Raw genomic sequence first — 19,645 nt, 5'->3', positions numbered from 1 at the left:
CCTCAAACCCTTCTGGTATCTAGCTTTTATGAGAATTTAGCAAACCCTAATTATCAGGGAACGCCTGACTTAGAACCTTTAAATCTTTAGGCATATACCCATTTTCCTTAACAAACTGGTATAGAGCACTTCTTACTACAGTTGCAGTCTCCCATAATTGACGTTCTTTATTATTCATGGCAACCTGATTGTCTGGAGGATAAATATAGATTTGGATATTCCTATCTCCGCCTTCCCATACTGCCATACCAATTTCATTACTCTTTTCGTCCATAGCCACTACTTGTTTGGCAGTTCTGGGATTCAACTCGTATTCTGTTTTTAACCTTCCAACAAGTGCATTAACTAGTTTTTCTCTGCTTAAATCTTTTTCGGAAATGATGATGACAGATTGATTATTTGGGATAAAGGCAATACTGTTGGGCTTCATCTCAATAATTTCATAAGGCAACATATAAGTATAATTGTGGTTAGAATAATTCAGCGTTTTTGATTTTTCAAACGGCAAGAAAAGGAACGCCCCAAGAAGGCTTAAGATAATAGCTGTAATAAACAACAGGATTATTTGTTTGTTACTAAATCTCTCAGGTTTAGTAATCTCAGATATTTTCTTTTCAGTTAGTCTCATCTCTCGCTCAATTCTTAGCGCTTCTAATCTTGCAGGTACAAACCCTTTGTTGAAAGAATGTTTTACTAAATTAAAAGAGCGTACTACTACCTTGCGATATAAACTTAAATACTTCTCTACTCTTGTGGTGTAGAATTTCTCCAAGTATTTTTTGGCCTCTATTTCTGCCTCCATTCCGACGTGAAACATTGCTTCCCCATTGTCGGCTTGCCTCTGCAATAGCTTCTTCCAAAAAAACGGATCGTTTTTACTTAGATAATAACCATTATCTAAGTAAAATAAGTTTGCCTTAAGATTAGAATTAGACTCCAACTTAACACATCCTTTTACACACTTGTCTGCCAACTTGTACAATCTATAGTATTCATAAATCAAAGCAATTAGACTCTTTTTCCAAGGCCTCAAAGAACATTTAAACTTACATCAAAAAAACGACCATTCACTTATCATTAACAGGTATGGTATTTGTATTTAATATGTTATAAAATAACAGAAATAGTCAGAGGTAAGATAAGTTAAAGGAGTATATATGAAACTTAAAGGGTTTATTTTTGATCTGGACGGGACATTAATCAATTCACTGCCAGTCGTACGAACTAGTTTTGGTCGTACCCTATTCAAGTTTTCTGGTCGTGAATACTCTGACAAAGAATTATCTTCCTTATTTGGACCATCTGAGGAAGGAATCTTTAAGAAACTTTATCCAGATTCATGGAGGGAAAGTCTGCAGTTTTATCTAGACGAATATGACCGCCTTCATGTAGACTATGCTGAACCCTTTCCAGGTATAATTGAAGCTTTGAATCTCCTGCAAGAACGAAAAATTAAGTTAGCTCTTGTATCCGGCAAGGGTGCCGGAAGCATGGAAATATCTTTAAAGCACTCGGGATTAGAACATTTTTTTGAAAAAATTATAACAGGTTCAGAGCATCGAGCCAGTAAACCCAATCATATTCGCCAAATCCTGGACCTTTGGCATTTTTCACCTGAAGAAGTCGCTTATGTGGGTGACATAGCATATGATGTACATGCTGCTAAGGAAGTGGGTGTTTTATCCATTAGTGCGCTTTGGGCTGAAACCGCACAGATTCAAAAAGTGTTGGCTGCGAATCCTGTCTGTGCCTTTGAGAAAGTTGAAGCATTTATTGAATGGATTAGCAATACTTTATAAAGAAGAGGCGGGACTGCATCCGTCTCTTATGAACTGTTCTCAAGGTATGATAAGAAGGTTTTAAAAACGCATTTTGCGAGTGTAACCTTATTGGACAATCAATCATACTATAAACCAGGGTAAGGCAAGATCTTTCACTTCCGTAGCATTCTTCCTCTAGTCTTAGTCGTCTTATGGACTGTGCAAACAGTCATATGAATGAGGGGAGTGATGTTATGCTTTACCGAAGATCTAATATCTGCCAACCAAAACCTGTTATACCCCAATGCGGTCAACTTCCTGGAACACTGTTGCGAATTTTTATACCGCCCGGCACCGTTATCAATCTATTAAACCTTGTTGAGGTTGCCTCACCAAGCGGAATTTGCTTGATTATTCGTTTGCCTTTCCTTGATGGCGGATCTGATAACGCTATGAATCTGGATTCTATCGTTAGTACAGTTCAATCAGCTGGCGGAAGAGTGGAATTCGCTTAGTAATCTGCAGCGGCCTCTTTGGCCGTTGCCCTACATAAAAGTTATTACTTAATAGTTTTTCACAGGAAGTTGTTAGCGCTCCCGCTTTCAACCTTTTTTATATGAACTACTTTTATAATTCAGCTACAATAAATTGTAGAATTATGTTATTGTTGAACATAGGCGATGTCGACACAAAGGAGGAGTATGAATGCTTGAGCTACAAAAAGTATCTCTAGAAATACAAGGAGATAAAGGTTTTGAGATTCTCAAGAATATCAATTTAAAGTTTTATGAGAAAAAAATATATGTTGTTACTGGTCCAAATGGCGGAGGCAAATCGTCTCTGGCCAAAATTATTATGGGTGTCTATAATCCTACCTCAGGCCAAATCCTGCTTAATGAACAAGATATTACATCTATGAGTATTACAGAGAGAGCTCGTATGGGTATTGGCTATGCTTTTCAAAGTCCCCCGCGCTTTAAAGGAATAAAAGTTAGGGAACTACTAAAAATGGCTGCCTCACATAATCCGGAAAAAGTAAATATCTGTGATCTCCTCTATGATGTTGGATTGTGCGCACAAGACTATCTGAACAGGGATGTGGATGCCAGTCTCTCAGGCGGAGAAATGAAGAGAATTGAAATCGCTACTGTACTTGCGAGAAATCTAAAAATCGCGGTATTTGATGAACCTGAAGCAGGGATTGATTTATGGAGTTTTCAAAAACTCGCCGAAACCTTTAGAAATATTCATATGAAATATGATACAACAATCATCCTCATCTCTCATCAAGAACGCATTATGGAGCTCGCCGATGAAATAATCATTATGTCCAGTGGCATGGTGAGCGCGCAATCCGAACGTGATATAATCCTTGCTGGAATTATGAATAATGATTCTTGTGCATGTGGTACTAAATGTGTGAAAGGGGTTGGTCAAAGTGCTGAATGCGTTGGATAAGCTGATGCTGGAGAAAGTGGCCGATCTTCATGAGATTCCACAAGGGGCATTTAACATTCGTAAAAACGGAGCTGGAGTACAGCGTAATACAACTGCTAATATTGACATTATCACCAAGACCGACAAGTCAGGAATTGACGTGATCATAAAACCCTACACAAAAGGAGAAAGCGTACATATTCCGGTTATTGTTACAGAAGAAAACATTAATGATGTTGTTTATAATACCTTTGAAGTCGGAGAATATTCAGACGTTGTGATTGTTGCTGGATGTGGAATACATAATTCAGGACACCACAAATCTCAGCACGACGGAATTCACACTTTCTTTGTGCGAAAAGGTGCCAAACTGAAGTATGTAGAAAAACACTACGGGCAAGGTGAGGGAAAAGGCCAACGAGTTTTGAATCCTAAGACGATTATCGATGTAGAAGAGGGTGCTACAGTCGAACTAGAACTGATACAAATAAAAGGGATTGACCAAACAAAACGGGATACAGAAATTCGTCTAATGGATAATGCAAAGCTTGTAGTTACTGAAAGGCTTCTCACCTATCAAGATCAAGAAGCTGAATCAAATATAACCGTAGAATTATTAGGAGTAGATTCTTCCGCACAAATAATTTCCCGTTCGGTTGCTCAAAACGATTCAAAGCAAGTATTTTATTTTGATCTTATTGGACGAAATAAAGGTCGTGGTCATATACAATGTGATGCCATAATCATGCATAATGCTCAGGTTCTTTCTACACCGAGGATTTCTGCTCATCATAGTGAAGCACAGCTTGTTCATGAGGCTGCCATTGGCAGAATAGAATCAGAACAGTTAATAAAGTTAATGTCTCTGGGATTCTCAGAGCAGGAAGCAGAAGATACCATCCTTAATGGCTTTCTAAAATAACACTCTTATGTTACTCAGTCCTCATTTTTGTACTTATATACTTATAGCTAAATACAACCTGCCATATGGTCTCTGACAGGACTTTCAAATTTAATAAAACAAGGCTGAAAGCTCTTAGCGCATTCCAGCCTTGTTTCTTTTTAATTCTTGAAATTACTTAACCCAACTTCTGGCCTTATCCTCTATCTTCCGAATCGCTCGCTAGTTTATACAAAGCTTCATCCGCTACTCGGAATACCGTCCAATCATCCATGGAAACTGCCCCAACCTGTTTGTAGAATTTAATCGAAGGTTCGTTCCAATCTAGACACCACCATTCCAATCTGCCACATTTTCTGTCAATAGTTAATTTAGCCAGGTATGACAAGATAATCTTCCCCATCCCTTTTCCTCTCATTTCAGGTTTAACGTATAAATCTTCCAAGTATATGCCGGGTCTTCCTAAAAATGTAGAAAAGTTGTGGAAAAACAAGGCGAACGCTGCTGGTTCATTTTTGTATTCCCCAATAATCACCTCCGCATTTTTCTGTTCAAAAAGAGATTCTCTTAAAACTTCTTCAGTAGCTACAACTTCAGACAACATTTTTTCATAGTCTGCCAATTCCTTAATAAAACTTAAAACGAGTGAAACATCTTCAATTTCAGCGAATCTTAATTTGAAATCCGACAAACATGTGTCAATTAATTCTTTCATACTCTCTCCTTATTAATTTCTTATTTGATTAGAGCAATCTAATTGACATACCTAATCAAATAGATTTTAATGATGATTAGATAATTTGAGGAGGTTAGGTTTTGAAATATCTCAACCCATTACTTCTGGCTATTCCAATCAGCATTTTCGTACATCTGGCGGATTACTCGCCTGTATTACTTTTCGTTACTGCCTGTTTAAGTATAATACCTCTTTCCGGCTATATGGGCAAAGCCACAGAAGAAATTGCTATTTATGTTGGCCCAAGAGTTGGCGGTTTGCTGAATGCTACTTTTGGTAATGCCGCAGAACTTATTATTACTATTTTTGCTCTAAAAGCAGGACTTGTAGAAGTGGTCAAAGCATCCATTACAGGATCTATTATCGGAAATCTTCTTTTAGTGTTAGGACTAAGCATGCTTCTCGGCGGTTTTAAATATAAGACCCAAAAATTTAACAGGGCAGCCGCTGGAATGCATACTTCCATGCTCCTTATGGCCGTAACGGGATTGATTATACCTGCAGTCTTTCTCAATACACATTCTAATCCTGCTGCAGAGCCCTTAAGCCTTGGAGTTGCTGGAATTTTAATGACAGTCTATATACTTAGTTTAATTTTTTCTCTTCATACACACAAAGATGTTTTTCGACCTAGTCAAGAATGTTCAGATTCCCCAAATTGGTCAAAACTTAAAGCTTTTTCGATTCTGCTCATCGCTACTTTTTTTGTAGTCATTGAGAGTGAATTTCTAGTCGAAGGAATCGACCCTGTCGTTAAAACCTTGGGTATTAGTGAGCTTTTCATTGGGGTCATTGTCATTCCGATCATCGGCAATGCCGCAGAGCATTCTACCAGCGTATTAATGGCCATGAAGAACAAGATGGATATCAGTTTGGAAATTGCTATAGGCTCAAGTACTCAAATTGCGCTCTTTGTCGCACCTCTGCTGGTTTTCCTGGGATACTTTATCGGGCAACCCCTCGACCTATTGTTCACTGGGTATGAACTCATCGTTATTATTATGGCTACTGTAATCACGGCGATTATAAGCATGGATGGCCGTTCCAACTGGTTAGAGGGTGCACAACTTTTAGCAGCCTATTTCATAATGGCCTTAGCTTTTCTCTTTGTTTAATTACTAAATAATTCAAGATCTCATAAGAAGAATCCCCCCAAAATGAATTTTCCACTTACTAAAAGGACCCTTAGCTGGAGGTGAAGAGATTGCCAGTCATGGGTCCTTTTTTAATTGTGCAACCTGGATTCTCGACGACTCATAACAAGGTCGGCGGCACAACCCTGAGTTTGATATAAAGTTCCTTCTGCTTTTCGAGTACTTCACCCAAACGTAGTTTATGACCTGGATTTCTGAAGCATTCAATCACATCGAGTTTGTCCAGCATCTGCTGCATTGTATAGGCTTTATGCAACCCTTGTTCCTGCATCTTTTTATTAATATATGAAATGAATATCAGAGCCACAAATTCCACGAATAGCTTGCCATCCAGACTTCGTTCAGAAGATACCAGAAGACGTCGCATATTCAGACGCTCCTTGAGATTGCCAAAGGCTTTTTCTACAACATCCTTCATACGATAAATTTTCAGGGCTGCGAAAGCATCCCCATTTTCTCATTGCTTGCTAGTGCGAAGTAACCGAAATATCGCTTTGCCTTACGGATGGCATAGCCCTAAAGAAGCCTTGAGGATACTAGGTGAAGGGCTTGACTTAGCACGGCAAGCACAACTCAAAGCAAATTTGGGGGTAGGGGCAGCCGTTGAAGGTTCGTCTGATCCTAATGCAGGGAAAACTCCTGGTTCAGGAACAGCGGTGGATGCCGCCGGTCCAGGTACAGCGCCAAAACAATAAGCTTTAAAAAGCATGCGTTGATCATCTAAAAACTTTTAAATATTCAACACATGATATCCACTTGAAACCGCATCGGTCAGCCGTCGCGGTTTCACACAGGTCTCAGGGATTTTTCCACAAGAAAAACCGCCTTAACCTTTCGCGTGGCAAGTTCCATTACATCCCCTCACAATTAGTCGTCACCTTTTGGGATTTGCACTACATTAGTTTGCGTACCACAAAATTGTCCTCAATAAGAAGCCAATTTTGTGGAAAATCGTTGCCTAAAACCCAATAGTAGAAGCCCCGAATCCCGAGCTCTTTGACTAAATCAAACTTGGCTTGCATACTCCTTGCATCCTCAAACCAAACTTCATGTTGTTTTCCCTCTTCATCTGTGTATCTAAACCACGGAGCTTGAGAGACTTTGTCATAGTTAATACTTACACCGTAACGAAGGGCTAGTTCCAAAGCTCGTTGCGGGCTAATAGACTTAGCAAACTTACCTCCAGCTACATAAGGCAGGGTCCAGTCATATCCATATAAAGGCATCCCCATCATGATCTTCTCTTTCGGTACAACAGATACAGCATACTGCATTACGTTTCTCATCTGAGGCAATGGCGATACTGCCATTGGTTTTCCACCGGACCATCCCCATTCGTATGTCATGAAAAAAATGAAATCAACGACTTGACCGATCGCCTTATAATCATGACCCTCATAAAGAACTCCGCGTTGCTCTGCCCTATACTTTGGTGCCAGTGCAGCAGAAATGTAATACCCACGAGACTTTAATAATTGCCGGGCCTTCTGTAAAAATCGAACATACCGCACTCGATTTTCAGCTCCCAAATACTCAAAGTCAAAGTCAAGACCCTTGTATCCTTTCTCATTCATAATCTGAAGCACTTGATTCAGCACTCGATCTTGCAAAGCTTCGCTCGTCAAAATTTCGGTGGCAATTTCTGTGCTGAATTGTCCCTCCTCAAAATTGGTTAAAACCAAAAGGGGGAAGACTTTGTCCTTAAAAGCTGCATTAAGCGATGGCTGATCCTCAACAGGGGTTAGATTCCCATCCCGATTAACCGCATACGTAAAAATGGCCAGATAAGTTAGGTGCTCGCCTACTTTGTCGACAGCCTCGGCCGAACGGCCTCTGGTCATTCTCGGATCGATGTATGCGTTTGTTTCGATGGGTTGCTTTGGTTTCTGAGGCAAATAAAGCCGTAAACCAACCGGAATATTATTAGGATCTGGAATCTTGTTGATTCTGACTAACTCTGCTACTGAGACATTATAACGGCGGCTGATTAACCATAGGCTTTCTCCCGGTTGAATAAAATGATATCGCCCTGTTATCGGTATTACAAACGTTTGCCCAACGACCAATCGATTAGGATTTGGAATCTGATTGGCATCAGCAATCTCCTGAGCGGATATCCCATAATCTCGGGCAACCTTGCTGAGAGTATCCCTAGACTTCACCACATGAATTTGCATAAAAATCCTCCTCTAACCTAGTAAAACTCCCTGCTGCTAATTTATGTTCAGAGAATGATACTCGCGACTATAGAAAAGAAAAATGACGGCAAATGTTTGCCGCCAACTTATGTATTAAGAATATCTTAATGTTTTTAATATGTATAAAGCTTTTATCTCTAAATTTTGATATTGAGATTTTCCCTTCATCAATCTATCGAGCTTTTTTTACTTATAGGTCAGTACTCCCTTGATTTGACATCCACTTTCACATCGTAGAGTGTACTCCCTTCTGCTCGATCCGTTAAGCGTTGGGATGTAAGAGCGTTTACTGAACTGTCTCCTAGCATATTTTCCTTTGAGAACAGGCCTTCCGTTACCACGACTCCTTGAGGAACGGCAGTCGTTAACTTAAGAATAAATTCTACCTCTCCTCGCTCATTAAAGGCGATCACCCTCTTCCCGTCTTGCAAATTCTTGTATCCGGCATCTTTGGGGTTCATTTGGAGACAGGGCGCTTCCTTCTTCTGCAGTAAATCAGGTCGCTCGTTAAACGAAGAATTTAACGAATATAAACTGGGGGAACTCATTAAATAAAAGGGGGCATCATCCTCGTAAGGATCAAAATAGCGTGGTAATGGCTCAACTTCATTGGGATTGTATAATTCAATTTTACCCGAAGGAGTAAGAAAGGCTGTTTTATAGTTTTCAGGCAAAGAAAGTTCTACTGGATGGCCTGCTTGGAGTTTCACCCGGTCTACTCCTTCCAACCAAGGTGTTGGCGGATCAATCAGTCGATTAATCAGGTCATCGGCCTTTTGAGCAAAGAAAGCCTCTTCAAAGCCCATAGCTTGATCGAGCAACTGAAAAACCTCCCAGTTAGACTTAGCTTCGCCTACAGGTGGTATAATCGCCGCCGCTCGCTGGATGCAATAATGCCCATAGGCCCTGTAAATATCCGGGTGTTCTAAGGAACTGGTAGCCGGCAAGATAATATCCGCGTAACGAGCTGTATCAGTCATAAATCGTTCATGAACGACCGTAAACAGATTCTCTCGCATTAGTCCCTTGAGAACCATCGTTTGATCAGGGGCTACAACGGCCGGATTGGAGTGGTACACGTACATACTCATGATCGGCGGTTTTGATAATTCCGTCAGGGCATACCCCAGCTGATTCATATTCACAACACGGGTTGGCTCAGGCAAGAAATCTTCACGGGTTACTTGACTCGTGTCAAAAGCCGAGCCGGAAGAAACACTTGCCAGCAACCCGCCTCCCGGCTTACCCCAAGCTCCGATTAGTGCAGGAAGACAAGTAATTGTTCTGACCGTCATTGCACCATTCCCATAACGGCAAAGCCCTGATCCCAAAGCAATAAAAGGTGCACGAGCTTTGCCGTATTGAAGCGCCATTTCTTCGATCAAACCCACTTCAATCCCAGTAATTTGGCTTACTCTATCCGGCGTATATTCGGGCAAAACTTCTGTTCGAAGCTGTTCATATCCCTGGACATACCTAGTAATGAAAGGTTGGTCTATCCAACCCTCACGAGCCAGGATATGCATTATACCGAGGGCCAAAGCACCATCTCTTCCAGGTCTTACCAAGACTACCTTATCAACAATCTGCACTGTGGGATTTTCGTAGGTGTCAACGAGCCAAACTGTCGCACCACGTTTTTTGGCTTCACGGACCTTATTCAGAAGGTGGATGTTTGTAGCCAGCACATTCGTGCCCCACAAAAGAATAAAATCGCTTTTTTCAACTTCATCAGGATGAGGTGCGAGGGTCTTCCCCATAACAGATGCCCAACCATAACCTTTAGCTGATGAACATATAGTGCGGGCCAACCTGGAGGCTCCTAATCTATTAAAAAAAGCCTCCCCGCAATTCCGTTGAACAACACCCATGGTTCCCGCGTAGGAATAAGGTAAGATAGCTTCCGCCGTATAATCAGAAATGATTCCCCTCCAGCGGTTGACAATATGTTGAATCCCTTCCTCCCATGAAATAGGTTTAAAATGGCCAGCTCCTTTTTCACCAATGCGCAGGAGCGGACGTGTCAACCTCTGCGGGGAATGAACTGTTCGTTCATAATGAACCATTTTGGGACATAAAGTACCTTTAGTAAAAGGGTGTTCCTGATCACCCGTCACCTTTACGGCTTGTCCATCAACAACTGTAACTAAAAGCCCACACGCGTCAGGACAATCGTAAGGGCAAACTGAACGTTTCACTTCGGAATTCATACTACACTTCCTCTTTAAACACAGTTTTTTGATAAGCATAAAAGTCTTTATCGTCCTTTTACACCGATTTCGACATTTAGAGATGCCTGTACGGTATAAAACCATTATATAAAATTATTAGCTCCTTTTCTGCTGGTAGCTCCTCATATTTGTCCAGAATCCCTACTTTTATAAAATTTTATTTTCCCTAGTTTCTATTTTGCAGAAACATAGCCAGTTTCTTCGACCAGACCTTGTCCCTCCTCAGATAATATCCAGTCGAGAAATTTTCTGACATTTTCCTTCTTATTTGATTTTAAGGTGACTGCATAGACGGGGACTGTAAAGGGATAGGTTTTATTGCGCACTGTTTCTGGGGTTGGTTTAACTCCATCAATAGCCAGATACTTAATCTGATTGTTTCTAATCATCTCGGTTGAGTAATACATAAATGAATACCCTATGGCGTTCTTGGCATTTTTGTAACTTGCAACCTGACTTATAATTTCGCCCATCCCCCCTGCTCCGGTTTCTCTGGTCTGCTCTAACATAATTATGTCTTTCATTACTTTATTTTGCATAATTGTTTGACTACCGGAATTTTCAGGACGTTGATAGGGCAGTATCTTATTCCATGGTCCCCCAACTTCTTTCCAGCGGGTGATTTTGCCGGAGTAGATATCCTGGATCTGTTTTACAGTCATACTCTCAACCGAATTTTTAGAGTTTGTGAAAAACACAAACGCTTCACTCCCAATTGGAGTTAGAATAAACTCATCCCCTTTGGTTTTAATCTCTTCAAGGTGAGCTTTGGAGGGCTCCGCAACAAAGATCATATCGGTCTGGCCCGCTATCAAACGTTCATAGGCTGTTCCTGTTTTGGAACACTTCACCAAATCGAGCGGAAACCGCTCACTTGCCACAAAGGCGGTAGATACATCCTTCTCGTTGTTGTTCTTGTTAACTGTATAGTAGTAGTCACCAAGCCCCTTATAAACTGCTTCAACAAACGCCGCATAAACTGGATAGGCGGCTGTCGCACCGTCAATACGCGGCATAGAATCCAGCTCAGTAAATTGCAAGCTGGCAGGTTTATCAAGCTTAGCCAACCCGTTGTCAGGCTTGAACGGTGCCTTTTCCATCAGATCAAATTCTGTTAAATCCTTACCTACCGTTGACTTCCCATAAAGCAGTTCTATCATGCCATTATTAATAACCTCTCTAGTTACGATCCCCGAAAAGGCAAAGACAAAAAGACAAAGCACAACCAAAGCCACCTTGAAATTTCTCGCTAAGGAGCCATTTGCCGCCGTCTTCGCTGTCCATTCAAACAAACCAATCCCCATAAGAAATCCAACATACCCCATCAGTTCTGCCACAGGTATAATAAAATGCAGACCCGATAAAGAAAGACCTAGTCCAAAGATCAAAAGCATTGGGTTCTTAAGCGCATACACGCCCCACCAGCCTGAATTGAAATTCCCCTTTGAAAATGTTAGTGCAACAATAGCAAAGACCAGAGCATAGATAATTGGCACAAGGGCGGGGAAATACCTTTCCTTTGCGCTGTCGGGCTTATGTTTGGACAATCTTGCAAAAAAGTAACCCACAAAAATCCCCACCATAACTGAACCTGTTAGGGCTATTAATAAAAGAATCAACCTCCTTGCATCCCTGCCAAGCTCGTATAACCATAGCCCATCTGTGATCGACGAAACCATGAGAAGTCCTATAGTCAGCAAAAATGGTATAAGAATCATCTGGGTTGCCAAAGAGGTTCTCAGATACCTTTTGTTTGATAACATACTTTGACACTCCTATCTAATATTCACAACTGTATTCACAAGCCTGTACTTAAACCCGTATAGCCACTTTTTATTTCCTTACCCTCACAATTCGGCAAAATCTTGTTTAGTCCTTCAAATATGCAAAGCAAAGATTATCTTTTATTAAATCACCTTCTTCTTCCTCTATTTCACAGAATCTAGACTTCAAGCTCAATAAACTTTCACAATTTGCACCTTTTCCTTTAACATATTTCGGATATCCTTAGGAAGTAGCACTTAGTCAGACGAAGAGAACTCCAAAATAATACTCTACCAGAATTGTTTTGATTGCCATAATCTCCACGATCCTAATTAAATCCGAAAAAAAGGAGGAACATAACTATGGAAGAAGAATTTCGCTCAACGCTCAATGATAATTACAGCTCTTCACATAACACTAACGCAGTAAAGGAAATCGAAATATTGTCCGCCGTACAACAACCTATCCCCCACCATAAGCCGAAGAGAAAGGTTGTTGCCTACGCCAGCCTCTGTTTAATCAGTGCCGTCATTGGCGGCCTGACTACTGTTGCAACAGTCCCTTATATTTACCCGGCAAACACTTCCTCACCACTTCAGACAACTAATTCCTCGTTTACACAAGTTGCTAATTATACAGCCGATGAAACTATTTACCCTGTAGCGCAAATTGCTAAAAATGTTGGTCCCGCAGTTGTGGGGGTTTCAAACCTCCAGTCGAGTCGAGGTTTTTCAGGAACCTCCAATCTCCAGGTGGCCGGAAGCGGCTCAGGTTTTATCATTGATGCTGAAAAAGGCTATATTACGACCAATAATCATGTAATTGAGGGGGCCCAAAAAATCACCGTCAGTTTAAGTGATGGACGTACTCTTGATGCGAAACTCATTGGCGCTGATCCACGTACAGATCTTGCGGTATTGCAGATTTCGGATACAACAAACCTTACCGCAGTAGCGCTAGGAGATTCTTCAAAAGTTGAAGTAGGTGAATCCGTGGTTGCAATTGGAAATCCTGGCGGCGATGAATTTGCGCGTTCCGTAACCACGGGAGTCATCTCAGCCACCAATCGCACCCTAAACCTCCAAGGCGTAGCGAGTTACAATCTAATTCAAACAGACGCAGCCATAAACCCTGGTAATAGCGGCGGACCGCTTGTGAATTATCAAGGACTGGTTATCGGCATTAACTCGGTGAAATATGCCGAAACAGGCTTTGAAGGAATGGGCTTCGCAATTCCAATTTCAGACGCCTTGCCAACAATTGAACAGCTGATCGCTTCAGGAGTAGCCAAGCATCCAGCCCTTTTAGTCAACACCGATGATCAATACAACACTTACGCTAAAACTAACAATAAACCCCAAGGGGCTTACATTTCAGGAGTAACGCAAAATGGTCCAGCCGCAAAGGCCGGAATTCAACAGGGCGATGTCATTACCAAGATTAACGATGGCCAGATTCAAAATTCTTCGGACCTAATTCGTGAGCTCTATAAAAACAAGGTAGGCGACAAAGTAACCATAACCTATATCCGGAATGGACAGACTAAGCAAGCAGAAGCAATTCTAGGAGAATTATCTTCGACTTAAAAAATCAATCCTTAGCTGAATAAGAACGACAAGGGGTCGTAACGAAACTTGAGATTTTTTCAAACTGGTGGTGCGTTATCCCAAAATAGAGGACTGTACACCTTTGAAGTGGTTAACGGTCCTCTATATAAGGGGATTACAAATAGAGCGGGTATGTAATAAACTGGAAAACAAGTTTCGTTACATACCCTTGTCGTTCTGCACAAGGAACTCTTACTCAATTATTTTCGTCTTAATCTGTGTTCCGCTGGCATATTTCCCCAAAAGATCTCTAGCATGTTGAAGATATTCTTCAATATTAATTTTGACACTAAAGGAATAAATACACATCAGTATTTGGCTGACATTATTTGTGATCATTGCTCTCTCCGAATCACTTGTAGGACTTCCAAAACTACTATTTGAATCTGTTAACACGGGAAGACTATTTATATTTACAAGGTCTTTACCGATGCCTTTATACTGTTCTCCTTCTTTACCTATCCTCAAGGAGATAGGAGAATGCAAGTTTTCGACATTATACGACCCGACCGGTAACATTGACCTCAATGATATTAGATTATTAATGTCAACGATATTGTTTATTCTATAAACTCCTTTTCCTTGTAAGACCCTTCTAATTAATGCTTCTGAAGACAGCCTGTATCTACTGGGCGCTTTACCTAATCTTTTATAAGCTTCTCTTCCATCATTAATCCCGGGTAAGGCTTCTAATTCTTCTATATGTATTTGCCGTTTTAGAACATCGCAATAATTATTTATTTCCTCCCATAGACTGTCAGCACTGCTTTCAACCTTTACATTTGCTTGAATACATCCAAGTGTAATATTAGGACAAATTGTTTTTAATTCGTTACATATCATAATGTCTATCAATCTCATCTAACTCCTTATTCCTATTTAATGGTATATATTGGGACCAAATATCCATAACAATCACTACGCCACCAATTGTTGCACTCATTAGTATCTTCTCATCTAAAAATATTGAAATGTAAATTGGGAATATAAAATTACCAAATTTACGAATGTAGCTCCAAAGCGATAAGTGTTAATAAGCTCTAAGGCACCTCTCGTCAGTTTATATTCCTTTTCAAAAGGGTTGTATGGATCGCTCATTGCGCCTGTACCTATGACTCCCGTTCTGCGCTTTGACTTAAGCTCACGATGAATTAAGGCAAGAGCATTTTCCTTAGCTCTCACCTTATCAAAGTTTTCAACATGGTAACACTCGCTTCGGCTGTCGCAATAGATACACCCGTGATTACACCCTTTGTAAATATTCATGTTATAGTTGTTTCCAAACCAATTATTGTCCCCACTATAACCGGATAAAATAGCTTTCGCCGGTATGAAATCCATATTAAGGCCCTTTCTCTAATCATTCACAGCAATATAAATATGTATTTCTTGATTTTCCATGTCATTAGAATTATTTTGATATTCTTCAAAGTCTGAGCTGTATTTACGGTCCAGCGATATTCCCCACAGATTTGACCAAAATTCGGCTACTGCATGTTGCATGTGCCCCTTGACAATGAACTTGGCATAGTTCCCCCGCGGGATCATTTTTACAACCTTCTTTGCTATGTCAGTGGCTTCGCTAACCTCGCAGCACGCTAAAAACCTATAAGGCTTTGTAAAGTCTCCTTCATAGTCAGTATAGAGCCCAATCCCTTTGGCATTAATCTTATTAGATATAGAATCATAGACCCCTGCCTGCAAGAATTCTCCCCAAAGCATTCCTATATCTGTCATTGCCCGGTTTTCTTCATTGGTGGTGGTAACCATAAGCCCGACTACTGTCTTTTCTTCTACAAGAACAACTTCATAATCCATAGTCTCGCCCTCCTTTGATTAACGTCACACGGCATTTAATGATCAGTTCCTCCGTGTAGATCGTTGATATACAAAGGATACCATGGGTAATATGACGACATAGTGTCATATTACCCCTATGGACTATTTATATTGTTTTAAAGTATCTTCTAACCTTTCAATTATAATATACTGAATATGCTTAGGTTCAATAACCTCAACAAAGCTGCCGAAGGATAGAATATATCCATAAACCCATTCATCTTCAGGATATGAAACACTTACATTAAAACTTCCATCGGAATTTTTAACAATCTCATTTTCGTCAAATTCATCATATACACGATAAGCGACAGATGGTTTAAAACGCAATTTTAAGTCAACCCTCTGGAAATTGATTCCTTGGGCGGGGTCGTTCACAAGTTCTTTCACTGATTCTTTTTCAAATGATTCTTCAGTCATTCGTAGATTTTTCATTCGATTAAGTTTGAAGATTCTAAAGGCTTGTTTTAATAAACAGCGACCCTTCAAATACCATGCTTTATCCTTAAACCACAGTTGTAATGGCTCTACAGTTCTGAATGTTTTTTCTCCGTAGGAGCTAAAATAATTGAAGGTAATAACTCTTCTGTTAACAATTGAGTTTTTTAACAGATTGAACGTTCCTTGGTCCTTACTGCCCCAATTGGAAAAATCTACGTCAATCCAATTATAATCTTCTTTATTAAAGAGTGCCCCTAACTTAGCAATAATAGTGTCTACGTCAGGATAATTTATAGCATTTAAGGTTTGCAAAGCAGTCAGTATTTCAGTCTGTTCAGTATCTGACAAGACTGATCTATTGAGCACAAAATTGTCAAGGAGGCTGATTCCTCCGCCTTTGCCTCTGCTCATATACACCGGTATCCCAGCGTTACTTAAGGCTTCAACATCTCTGTAAATTGTGCGCACAGACACCTCGAACCGCTCAGATAATTCTTTAGCGGTTATTGTTTTGCAATTAAGAAGGCTATATACGATTTCAAACAATCTATTAATTTGCATCTCATCACCTGTTATCATTATACCTTAAGGATATGACAACCGCATGTCATATTAAGATTATTAGCCCTCCAGTCCTTCTTTTACCCTTATAAAAAACCCATCTGCCAGATCTTGAGCGATTTGTTGACATTTCTTGTTGTAGCGATTGGAAAATGGATCATTAAATCCGTGTTTTCCATTTAACACGTGTACATCTACGAATTTCTTTTGTCCAAGTGAACTTGTCAATTCCCGAACATTAAATGACTTTTCTTCTTCAGCGAAGATTAATAATACCGGGCAATTGGGAGTTATGCTTTCATAGTCCCTTATTCTAGAACCATAGTAACAAATTATTCCGTCTACCGAATTTTCAAGGTCACTGCAAATCCATGCTGAGGTTGCTCCTACGCTAAACCCTAGTAGAAATACATATTTATAGTCTGATTTAGCTTTCAACAGTATTGATTTGACTTCATCCACAATTGTACAGAAACCAATATGTTCAATGAAGTACTGGTAAGCTTCTTCTTCTCTATTGTAATCGAAATAATCGCCCGACTTTACAAAATTCGGACATAAAACATGGTATCCAGCCGATGAATATTGTTCACAAATCAATTTGAGATGCTGATTAATTCCATATATCTCGTGTAAAACGATTATTACTGATTCCTCATTATTATTAATACTATCAACCATCGCATAGACTCCAACCTTTTCATATTTTTAAAGGTTATTTCACATAATGCATACTTTTTTAATGACTTCAATTTTCAACCTTGTTTAATGAAAGCTACCAATCAAAAATAAGGGATTTTACGACCGCAAAATACTCTCTTAAATAAACGTTCGGCACGATATACCAGGGTGTTGGGGACGGAATACCCACCGGAATCAACCCATTGCGCTGAGCAAGAATCTTTGAGCGGAAGAGATGAAAGTCATTCGTGATCACCGCAACCGTCTCTGAGTTTTGAAAGCCTGCTTGACGGGCTAATATTTCTTTACTAAAGCGGAAGTTTTCCATTGTGCTCGTAGATTGATCTTCTTTAAGGATGCGTTCGTCTTTAATCCCATGATCTACCAAGAAACGGCGCATTCCTTCCGCTTCAGAAATTCCTTCGCCAGGACCTTGCCCCCCCGAAAGGACTACTTTCACCTTGGGATGCGCCTCCAAATAGTTTAGACCCTTTTGCATCCGCTCCCAAAGTGTCCAGGAAAGTTGTTCTCCGTTCAGACCTGCCCCCAAAATAATCAAATAATCCACCTCGACAGCTGGATCTGGGCGAGAATTAGCAATGATCCCCCCTTCGACTATCATAAATGAGATCAATCCAATCAGGAATAAGGAAATAATACCCTGACGAAGCCTAATGACCCATGGTCTATCTTTTCTTAAAAGGATGGATTCCCAGAAAAATTTCTTGACCATAACCGATAAAATCAACATCGCTCCCAAGACCCCTGGTAAAATCGTTCCTAAATTAATTCCCCCATTAGATAAAAAGAGCAGCAAAGTATCTAAAATACCAATAGTTCCCAAAAAGAAAAGAGGCCCTCTCAGTTTTTGGTTGATTTTCATCACTCTCCTTTCAATTGCCTCATACCAGTTAAAATCATTTCGGTCCTAATTCAAATGTACTTTTCAGGCTTTTCGCCTCCTGAATATCCCTGTCTTTAATTCGTTAATATATTCTTGTTTCTCTGGCATATTTGTTAATGTCGCATGAAAAATTGCTAATTCAATATCATAGGGCACCCTAACAAGTGATATTGAAAGTGGTCTTTTATTTTTATCATACAAATTCCCTTCAATTATTCCATATGAGGCTTCGGTTATATCAAGCGGATTGCCAACGCTTCCAACATTAAAAATGGTCTTCCCATCGAAATTATCTATGTGAGCGCCATGTATATCTCCGTATCCAACCACATCTGCTTCAAGATCAAGTGTTGGTGTCGCTTCAAACAATTTTATTCTCTTGCTTTGTTCAGTTGAAAGGTAAACTCTATGAAAAAGATCATTTGGCGATGCATGACACAGTCTTAATAGCTTTCCACTAATATAAAATTCTCTATAAATTGGCAATTCCTTCATATAGTTCAGCCTTTCGACTCCCAGAATACTCTGATGCCACGTTAAAACTTCATGCCCCGTTTGTTCTGTCAAATAGTAGTCCCAATTACCCTTAATCACTACTTCGCAATGTTGTCTAATTATATCTACGGTCTCAGCTGAACTGGGCCCTTTTCCGGCTAGATCTCCAAGACAAAATATTCTCTCAATCCTTCTATTTTTAATATCTTCTAATACAGCTTCTAATGCGGGCAGATTCCCATGAATATCAGATATTACGGCAATTCTCTCCATTTTAACCTCCTTGCTATTAATAATTTGTGTTTGCCCGTTATGCAATTAAAACAACCTAAGCTGACATTCCCCAATTATCCTTCAGAATGCCTTCTTTTCAAAAAGACTGCTGTAAGTGTACTTAATAAATATCTTCCACCTCTTAGTGCAAATCCCTCCTAGCGTTGAAAATCTTATCATTGTCTTTGAATTTACTCAAAACAAGGGGCCGTAACGAAACTTGAGATTTTTTCAAGCTGGTGGTGCGTTATCCCAAAATAGAGGTCTGTACACCTTTGAAGTGGTGAACAGTCCTCCAATATATACGGGAATTACAAATAGAGTGGGGATAAAATAAACCGGAAAACAAGTTTCGTTACATCCCCTTGTTATTGAGCATTTAGCCCTTTATCTTCTTGTCGTTAACTAAAACTGAATTCTTCAAATCTCCTTGACATTACCGGGATGAGTGGTGGACATCCAGTCAATACCGGCGGTTTCTTCAATTTCCCTGCCAACAATCTCAGTGGACTTTGTATCTATTTGATATAGCTTTCCTGTTAACGAATCACTTATTGCAATCCCTAAAGGCGCTTGCTCAAACATAGTTCGAAAATTTTTCTTTACATATAATTAGGGCTTGCTAGCCAAACCCCGATTTTCATGTCAATTTACCGAAATAAC

The 19,645-nt window shown here is 40.0% G+C and carries 19 protein-coding genes and 2 pseudogenes; 7 read left to right on the top strand and 14 right to left on the bottom strand.

The features are described from left to right. Nucleotides 1–46: 46 nt before the first annotated feature. On the bottom strand, nucleotides 47–1,003 hold the full coding sequence (locus LJE72_RS24755; RefSeq protein ID WP_229250728.1) for a hypothetical protein: 957 nt from the start codon (nucleotides 1,001–1,003) through the stop codon (nucleotides 47–49). A 154-nt stretch (nucleotides 1,004–1,157) separates the two neighbouring features. On the opposite strand from LJE72_RS24755, the gene LJE72_RS24750 reads away from it, so the two are divergent. The 4 genes from LJE72_RS24750 (at nucleotide 1,158) to LJE72_RS24735 (ending at nucleotide 4,119) form a co-directional block, all read left to right on the top strand. Next, nucleotides 1,158–1,799, top strand: a complete 642-nt coding sequence (locus LJE72_RS24750) for an HAD family hydrolase (protein WP_229250726.1) — start codon at nucleotides 1,158–1,160, stop codon at nucleotides 1,797–1,799. A 215-nt stretch (nucleotides 1,800–2,014) separates the two neighbouring features. Next, the gene (locus LJE72_RS24745; RefSeq protein WP_229250724.1) at nucleotides 2,015–2,275 is read left to right on the top strand and encodes a hypothetical protein; all 261 of its coding nucleotides are present in this window, start codon (nucleotides 2,015–2,017) and stop codon (nucleotides 2,273–2,275) included. Nucleotides 2,276–2,465: 190 nt separating this feature from the next. Further along, nucleotides 2,466–3,218 (top strand): ABC transporter ATP-binding protein, encoded by a 753-nt coding sequence (locus LJE72_RS24740; protein ID WP_229250722.1) that lies wholly within the window; start codon nucleotides 2,466–2,468, stop codon nucleotides 3,216–3,218. Further along, the gene (locus tag LJE72_RS24735) at nucleotides 3,199–4,119 is read left to right on the top strand and encodes a SufB/SufD family protein (RefSeq protein WP_229250720.1); all 921 of its coding nucleotides are present in this window, start codon (nucleotides 3,199–3,201) and stop codon (nucleotides 4,117–4,119) included. The genes LJE72_RS24740 and LJE72_RS24735 overlap by 20 nt, the downstream gene beginning before the upstream one ends. Nucleotides 4,120–4,294: 175 nt before the next feature. Here LJE72_RS24735 and LJE72_RS24730 read toward each other — a convergent pair whose 3' ends face one another. Continuing rightward, nucleotides 4,295–4,813: a GNAT family N-acetyltransferase gene (locus LJE72_RS24730; RefSeq protein WP_229250718.1), complete on the bottom strand. Its 519-nt coding sequence runs from the start codon at nucleotides 4,811–4,813 to the stop codon at nucleotides 4,295–4,297. Between the two features lie 101 nt (nucleotides 4,814–4,914). On the opposite strand from LJE72_RS24730, the gene cax reads away from it, so the two are divergent. Next, entirely contained in the window at nucleotides 4,915–5,949 is a 1,035-nt protein-coding gene (gene cax / locus LJE72_RS24725; protein WP_229250716.1) for a calcium/proton exchanger, read from the top strand. Nucleotides 5,950–6,088: 139 nt separating this feature from the next. Here the strand turns inward: cax and LJE72_RS24720 are convergent. Beyond that, nucleotides 6,089–6,498 (bottom strand): annotated as a pseudogene (locus LJE72_RS24720) (IS1634 family transposase); the annotation flags it as partial. Here LJE72_RS24720 and LJE72_RS24715 point away from each other — a divergent pair. Beyond that, on the top strand, nucleotides 6,483–6,683 hold the full coding sequence (locus LJE72_RS24715) for a hypothetical protein (protein ID WP_229250712.1): 201 nt from the start codon (nucleotides 6,483–6,485) through the stop codon (nucleotides 6,681–6,683). The pseudogene LJE72_RS24720 and the gene LJE72_RS24715 overlap by 16 nt on opposite strands. 198 nt (nucleotides 6,684–6,881) lie before the next feature. Here LJE72_RS24715 and LJE72_RS24710 read toward each other — a convergent pair whose 3' ends face one another. The 3 genes from LJE72_RS24710 to LJE72_RS24700 form a co-directional block, all read right to left on the bottom strand. Continuing rightward, entirely contained in the window at nucleotides 6,882–8,165 is a 1,284-nt protein-coding gene (locus LJE72_RS24710; protein ID WP_229250711.1) for a glycosyl hydrolase family 18 protein, read from the bottom strand. A 218-nt stretch (nucleotides 8,166–8,383) separates the two neighbouring features. After that, entirely contained in the window at nucleotides 8,384–10,396 is a 2,013-nt protein-coding gene (locus LJE72_RS24705) for a molybdopterin-dependent oxidoreductase (protein ID WP_229250709.1), read from the bottom strand. A 194-nt stretch (nucleotides 10,397–10,590) separates the two neighbouring features. Next, the gene (locus LJE72_RS24700) at nucleotides 10,591–12,180 is read right to left on the bottom strand and encodes a substrate-binding domain-containing protein (RefSeq protein ID WP_229250707.1); all 1,590 of its coding nucleotides are present in this window, start codon (nucleotides 12,178–12,180) and stop codon (nucleotides 10,591–10,593) included. A gap of 363 nt (nucleotides 12,181–12,543) precedes the next feature. Between LJE72_RS24700 and LJE72_RS24695 the strand changes: the two genes are divergently transcribed. Beyond that, a complete protein-coding gene (locus LJE72_RS24695; RefSeq protein WP_229250706.1) occupies nucleotides 12,544–13,767 on the top strand; it encodes a S1C family serine protease in 1,224 nt (407 codons plus the stop codon). Between the two features lie 213 nt (nucleotides 13,768–13,980). Here LJE72_RS24695 and LJE72_RS24690 read toward each other — a convergent pair whose 3' ends face one another. The 8 genes and pseudogenes from LJE72_RS24690 to LJE72_RS24655 form a co-directional block, all read right to left on the bottom strand. Beyond that, nucleotides 13,981–14,649, bottom strand: a complete 669-nt coding sequence (locus LJE72_RS24690) for a B3/B4 domain-containing protein (protein ID WP_229250704.1) — start codon at nucleotides 14,647–14,649, stop codon at nucleotides 13,981–13,983. Nucleotides 14,650–14,799: 150 nt separating this feature from the next. After that, nucleotides 14,800–15,129 (bottom strand): annotated as a pseudogene (locus LJE72_RS24685) (radical SAM protein); the annotation flags it as partial. A gap of 15 nt (nucleotides 15,130–15,144) precedes the next feature. After that, on the bottom strand, nucleotides 15,145–15,606 hold the full coding sequence (locus LJE72_RS24680) for a GyrI-like domain-containing protein (RefSeq protein ID WP_229250703.1): 462 nt from the start codon (nucleotides 15,604–15,606) through the stop codon (nucleotides 15,145–15,147). A gap of 123 nt (nucleotides 15,607–15,729) precedes the next feature. After that, nucleotides 15,730–16,629 (bottom strand): helix-turn-helix transcriptional regulator, encoded by a 900-nt coding sequence (locus tag LJE72_RS24675; protein WP_229250702.1) that lies wholly within the window; start codon nucleotides 16,627–16,629, stop codon nucleotides 15,730–15,732. Nucleotides 16,630–16,689: 60 nt separating this feature from the next. Then, a complete protein-coding gene (locus LJE72_RS24670; RefSeq protein WP_229250701.1) occupies nucleotides 16,690–17,310 on the bottom strand; it encodes a dienelactone hydrolase family protein in 621 nt (206 codons plus the stop codon). Nucleotides 17,311–17,404: 94 nt separating this feature from the next. After that, complete coding sequence (locus tag LJE72_RS24665) at nucleotides 17,405–18,193, bottom strand: YdcF family protein (RefSeq protein WP_229250700.1); 789 nt, start codon at nucleotides 18,191–18,193, stop codon at nucleotides 17,405–17,407. A gap of 63 nt (nucleotides 18,194–18,256) precedes the next feature. Continuing rightward, a complete protein-coding gene (locus LJE72_RS24660; protein WP_229250699.1) occupies nucleotides 18,257–18,982 on the bottom strand; it encodes a metallophosphoesterase family protein in 726 nt (241 codons plus the stop codon). Nucleotides 18,983–19,402: 420 nt separating this feature from the next. Continuing rightward, nucleotides 19,403–19,567: a hypothetical protein gene (locus tag LJE72_RS24655; protein WP_229250698.1), complete on the bottom strand. Its 165-nt coding sequence runs from the start codon at nucleotides 19,565–19,567 to the stop codon at nucleotides 19,403–19,405. Between the last annotated feature and the right edge of the window lie 78 nt (nucleotides 19,568–19,645).

This window comes from Desulfosporosinus shakirovi (genome assembly GCF_020595055.1).
In the GTDB taxonomy this organism is placed as follows: Bacteria; Bacillota; Desulfitobacteriia; order Desulfitobacteriales; family Desulfitobacteriaceae; genus Desulfosporosinus; species Desulfosporosinus shakirovi.
Note: the sequence above shows the minus strand (reverse complement) of the source record. Positions and strands in the feature narration are given on the sequence as shown.

Coding starts and splice junctions, on each gene's coding strand:
- LJE72_RS24750 (WP_229250726.1), top strand. CDS start 1,158: ATGAAACTTAAAGGGTTTATTTTTGATCTGGACGGGACATTAATCAAT.
- LJE72_RS24745 (WP_229250724.1), top strand. CDS start 2,015: ATGCTTTACCGAAGATCTAATATCTGCCAACCAAAACCTGTTATACCC.
- LJE72_RS24740 (WP_229250722.1), top strand. CDS start 2,466: ATGCTTGAGCTACAAAAAGTATCTCTAGAAATACAAGGAGATAAAGGT.
- LJE72_RS24730 (WP_229250718.1), bottom strand. CDS start 4,813: ATGAAAGAATTAATTGACACATGTTTGTCGGATTTCAAATTAAGATTC.
- LJE72_RS24710 (WP_229250711.1), bottom strand. CDS start 8,165: ATGCAAATTCATGTGGTGAAGTCTAGGGATACTCTCAGCAAGGTTGCC.
- LJE72_RS24705 (WP_229250709.1), bottom strand. CDS start 10,396: ATGAATTCCGAAGTGAAACGTTCAGTTTGCCCTTACGATTGTCCTGAC.
- LJE72_RS24700 (WP_229250707.1), bottom strand. CDS start 12,180: ATGTTATCAAACAAAAGGTATCTGAGAACCTCTTTGGCAACCCAGATG.
- LJE72_RS24695 (WP_229250706.1), top strand. CDS start 12,544: ATGGAAGAAGAATTTCGCTCAACGCTCAATGATAATTACAGCTCTTCA.
- LJE72_RS24690 (WP_229250704.1), bottom strand. CDS start 14,649: ATGAGATTGATAGACATTATGATATGTAACGAATTAAAAACAATTTGT.
- LJE72_RS24680 (WP_229250703.1), bottom strand. CDS start 15,606: ATGGATTATGAAGTTGTTCTTGTAGAAGAAAAGACAGTAGTCGGGCTT.
- LJE72_RS24675 (WP_229250702.1), bottom strand. CDS start 16,629: ATGCAAATTAATAGATTGTTTGAAATCGTATATAGCCTTCTTAATTGC.
- LJE72_RS24670 (WP_229250701.1), bottom strand. CDS start 17,310: ATGGTTGATAGTATTAATAATAATGAGGAATCAGTAATAATCGTTTTA.
- LJE72_RS24665 (WP_229250700.1), bottom strand. CDS start 18,193: ATGAAAATCAACCAAAAACTGAGAGGGCCTCTTTTCTTTTTGGGAACT.
- LJE72_RS24660 (WP_229250699.1), bottom strand. CDS start 18,982: ATGGAGAGAATTGCCGTAATATCTGATATTCATGGGAATCTGCCCGCA.
- LJE72_RS24655 (WP_229250698.1), bottom strand. CDS start 19,567: ATGTTTGAGCAAGCGCCTTTAGGGATTGCAATAAGTGATTCGTTAACA.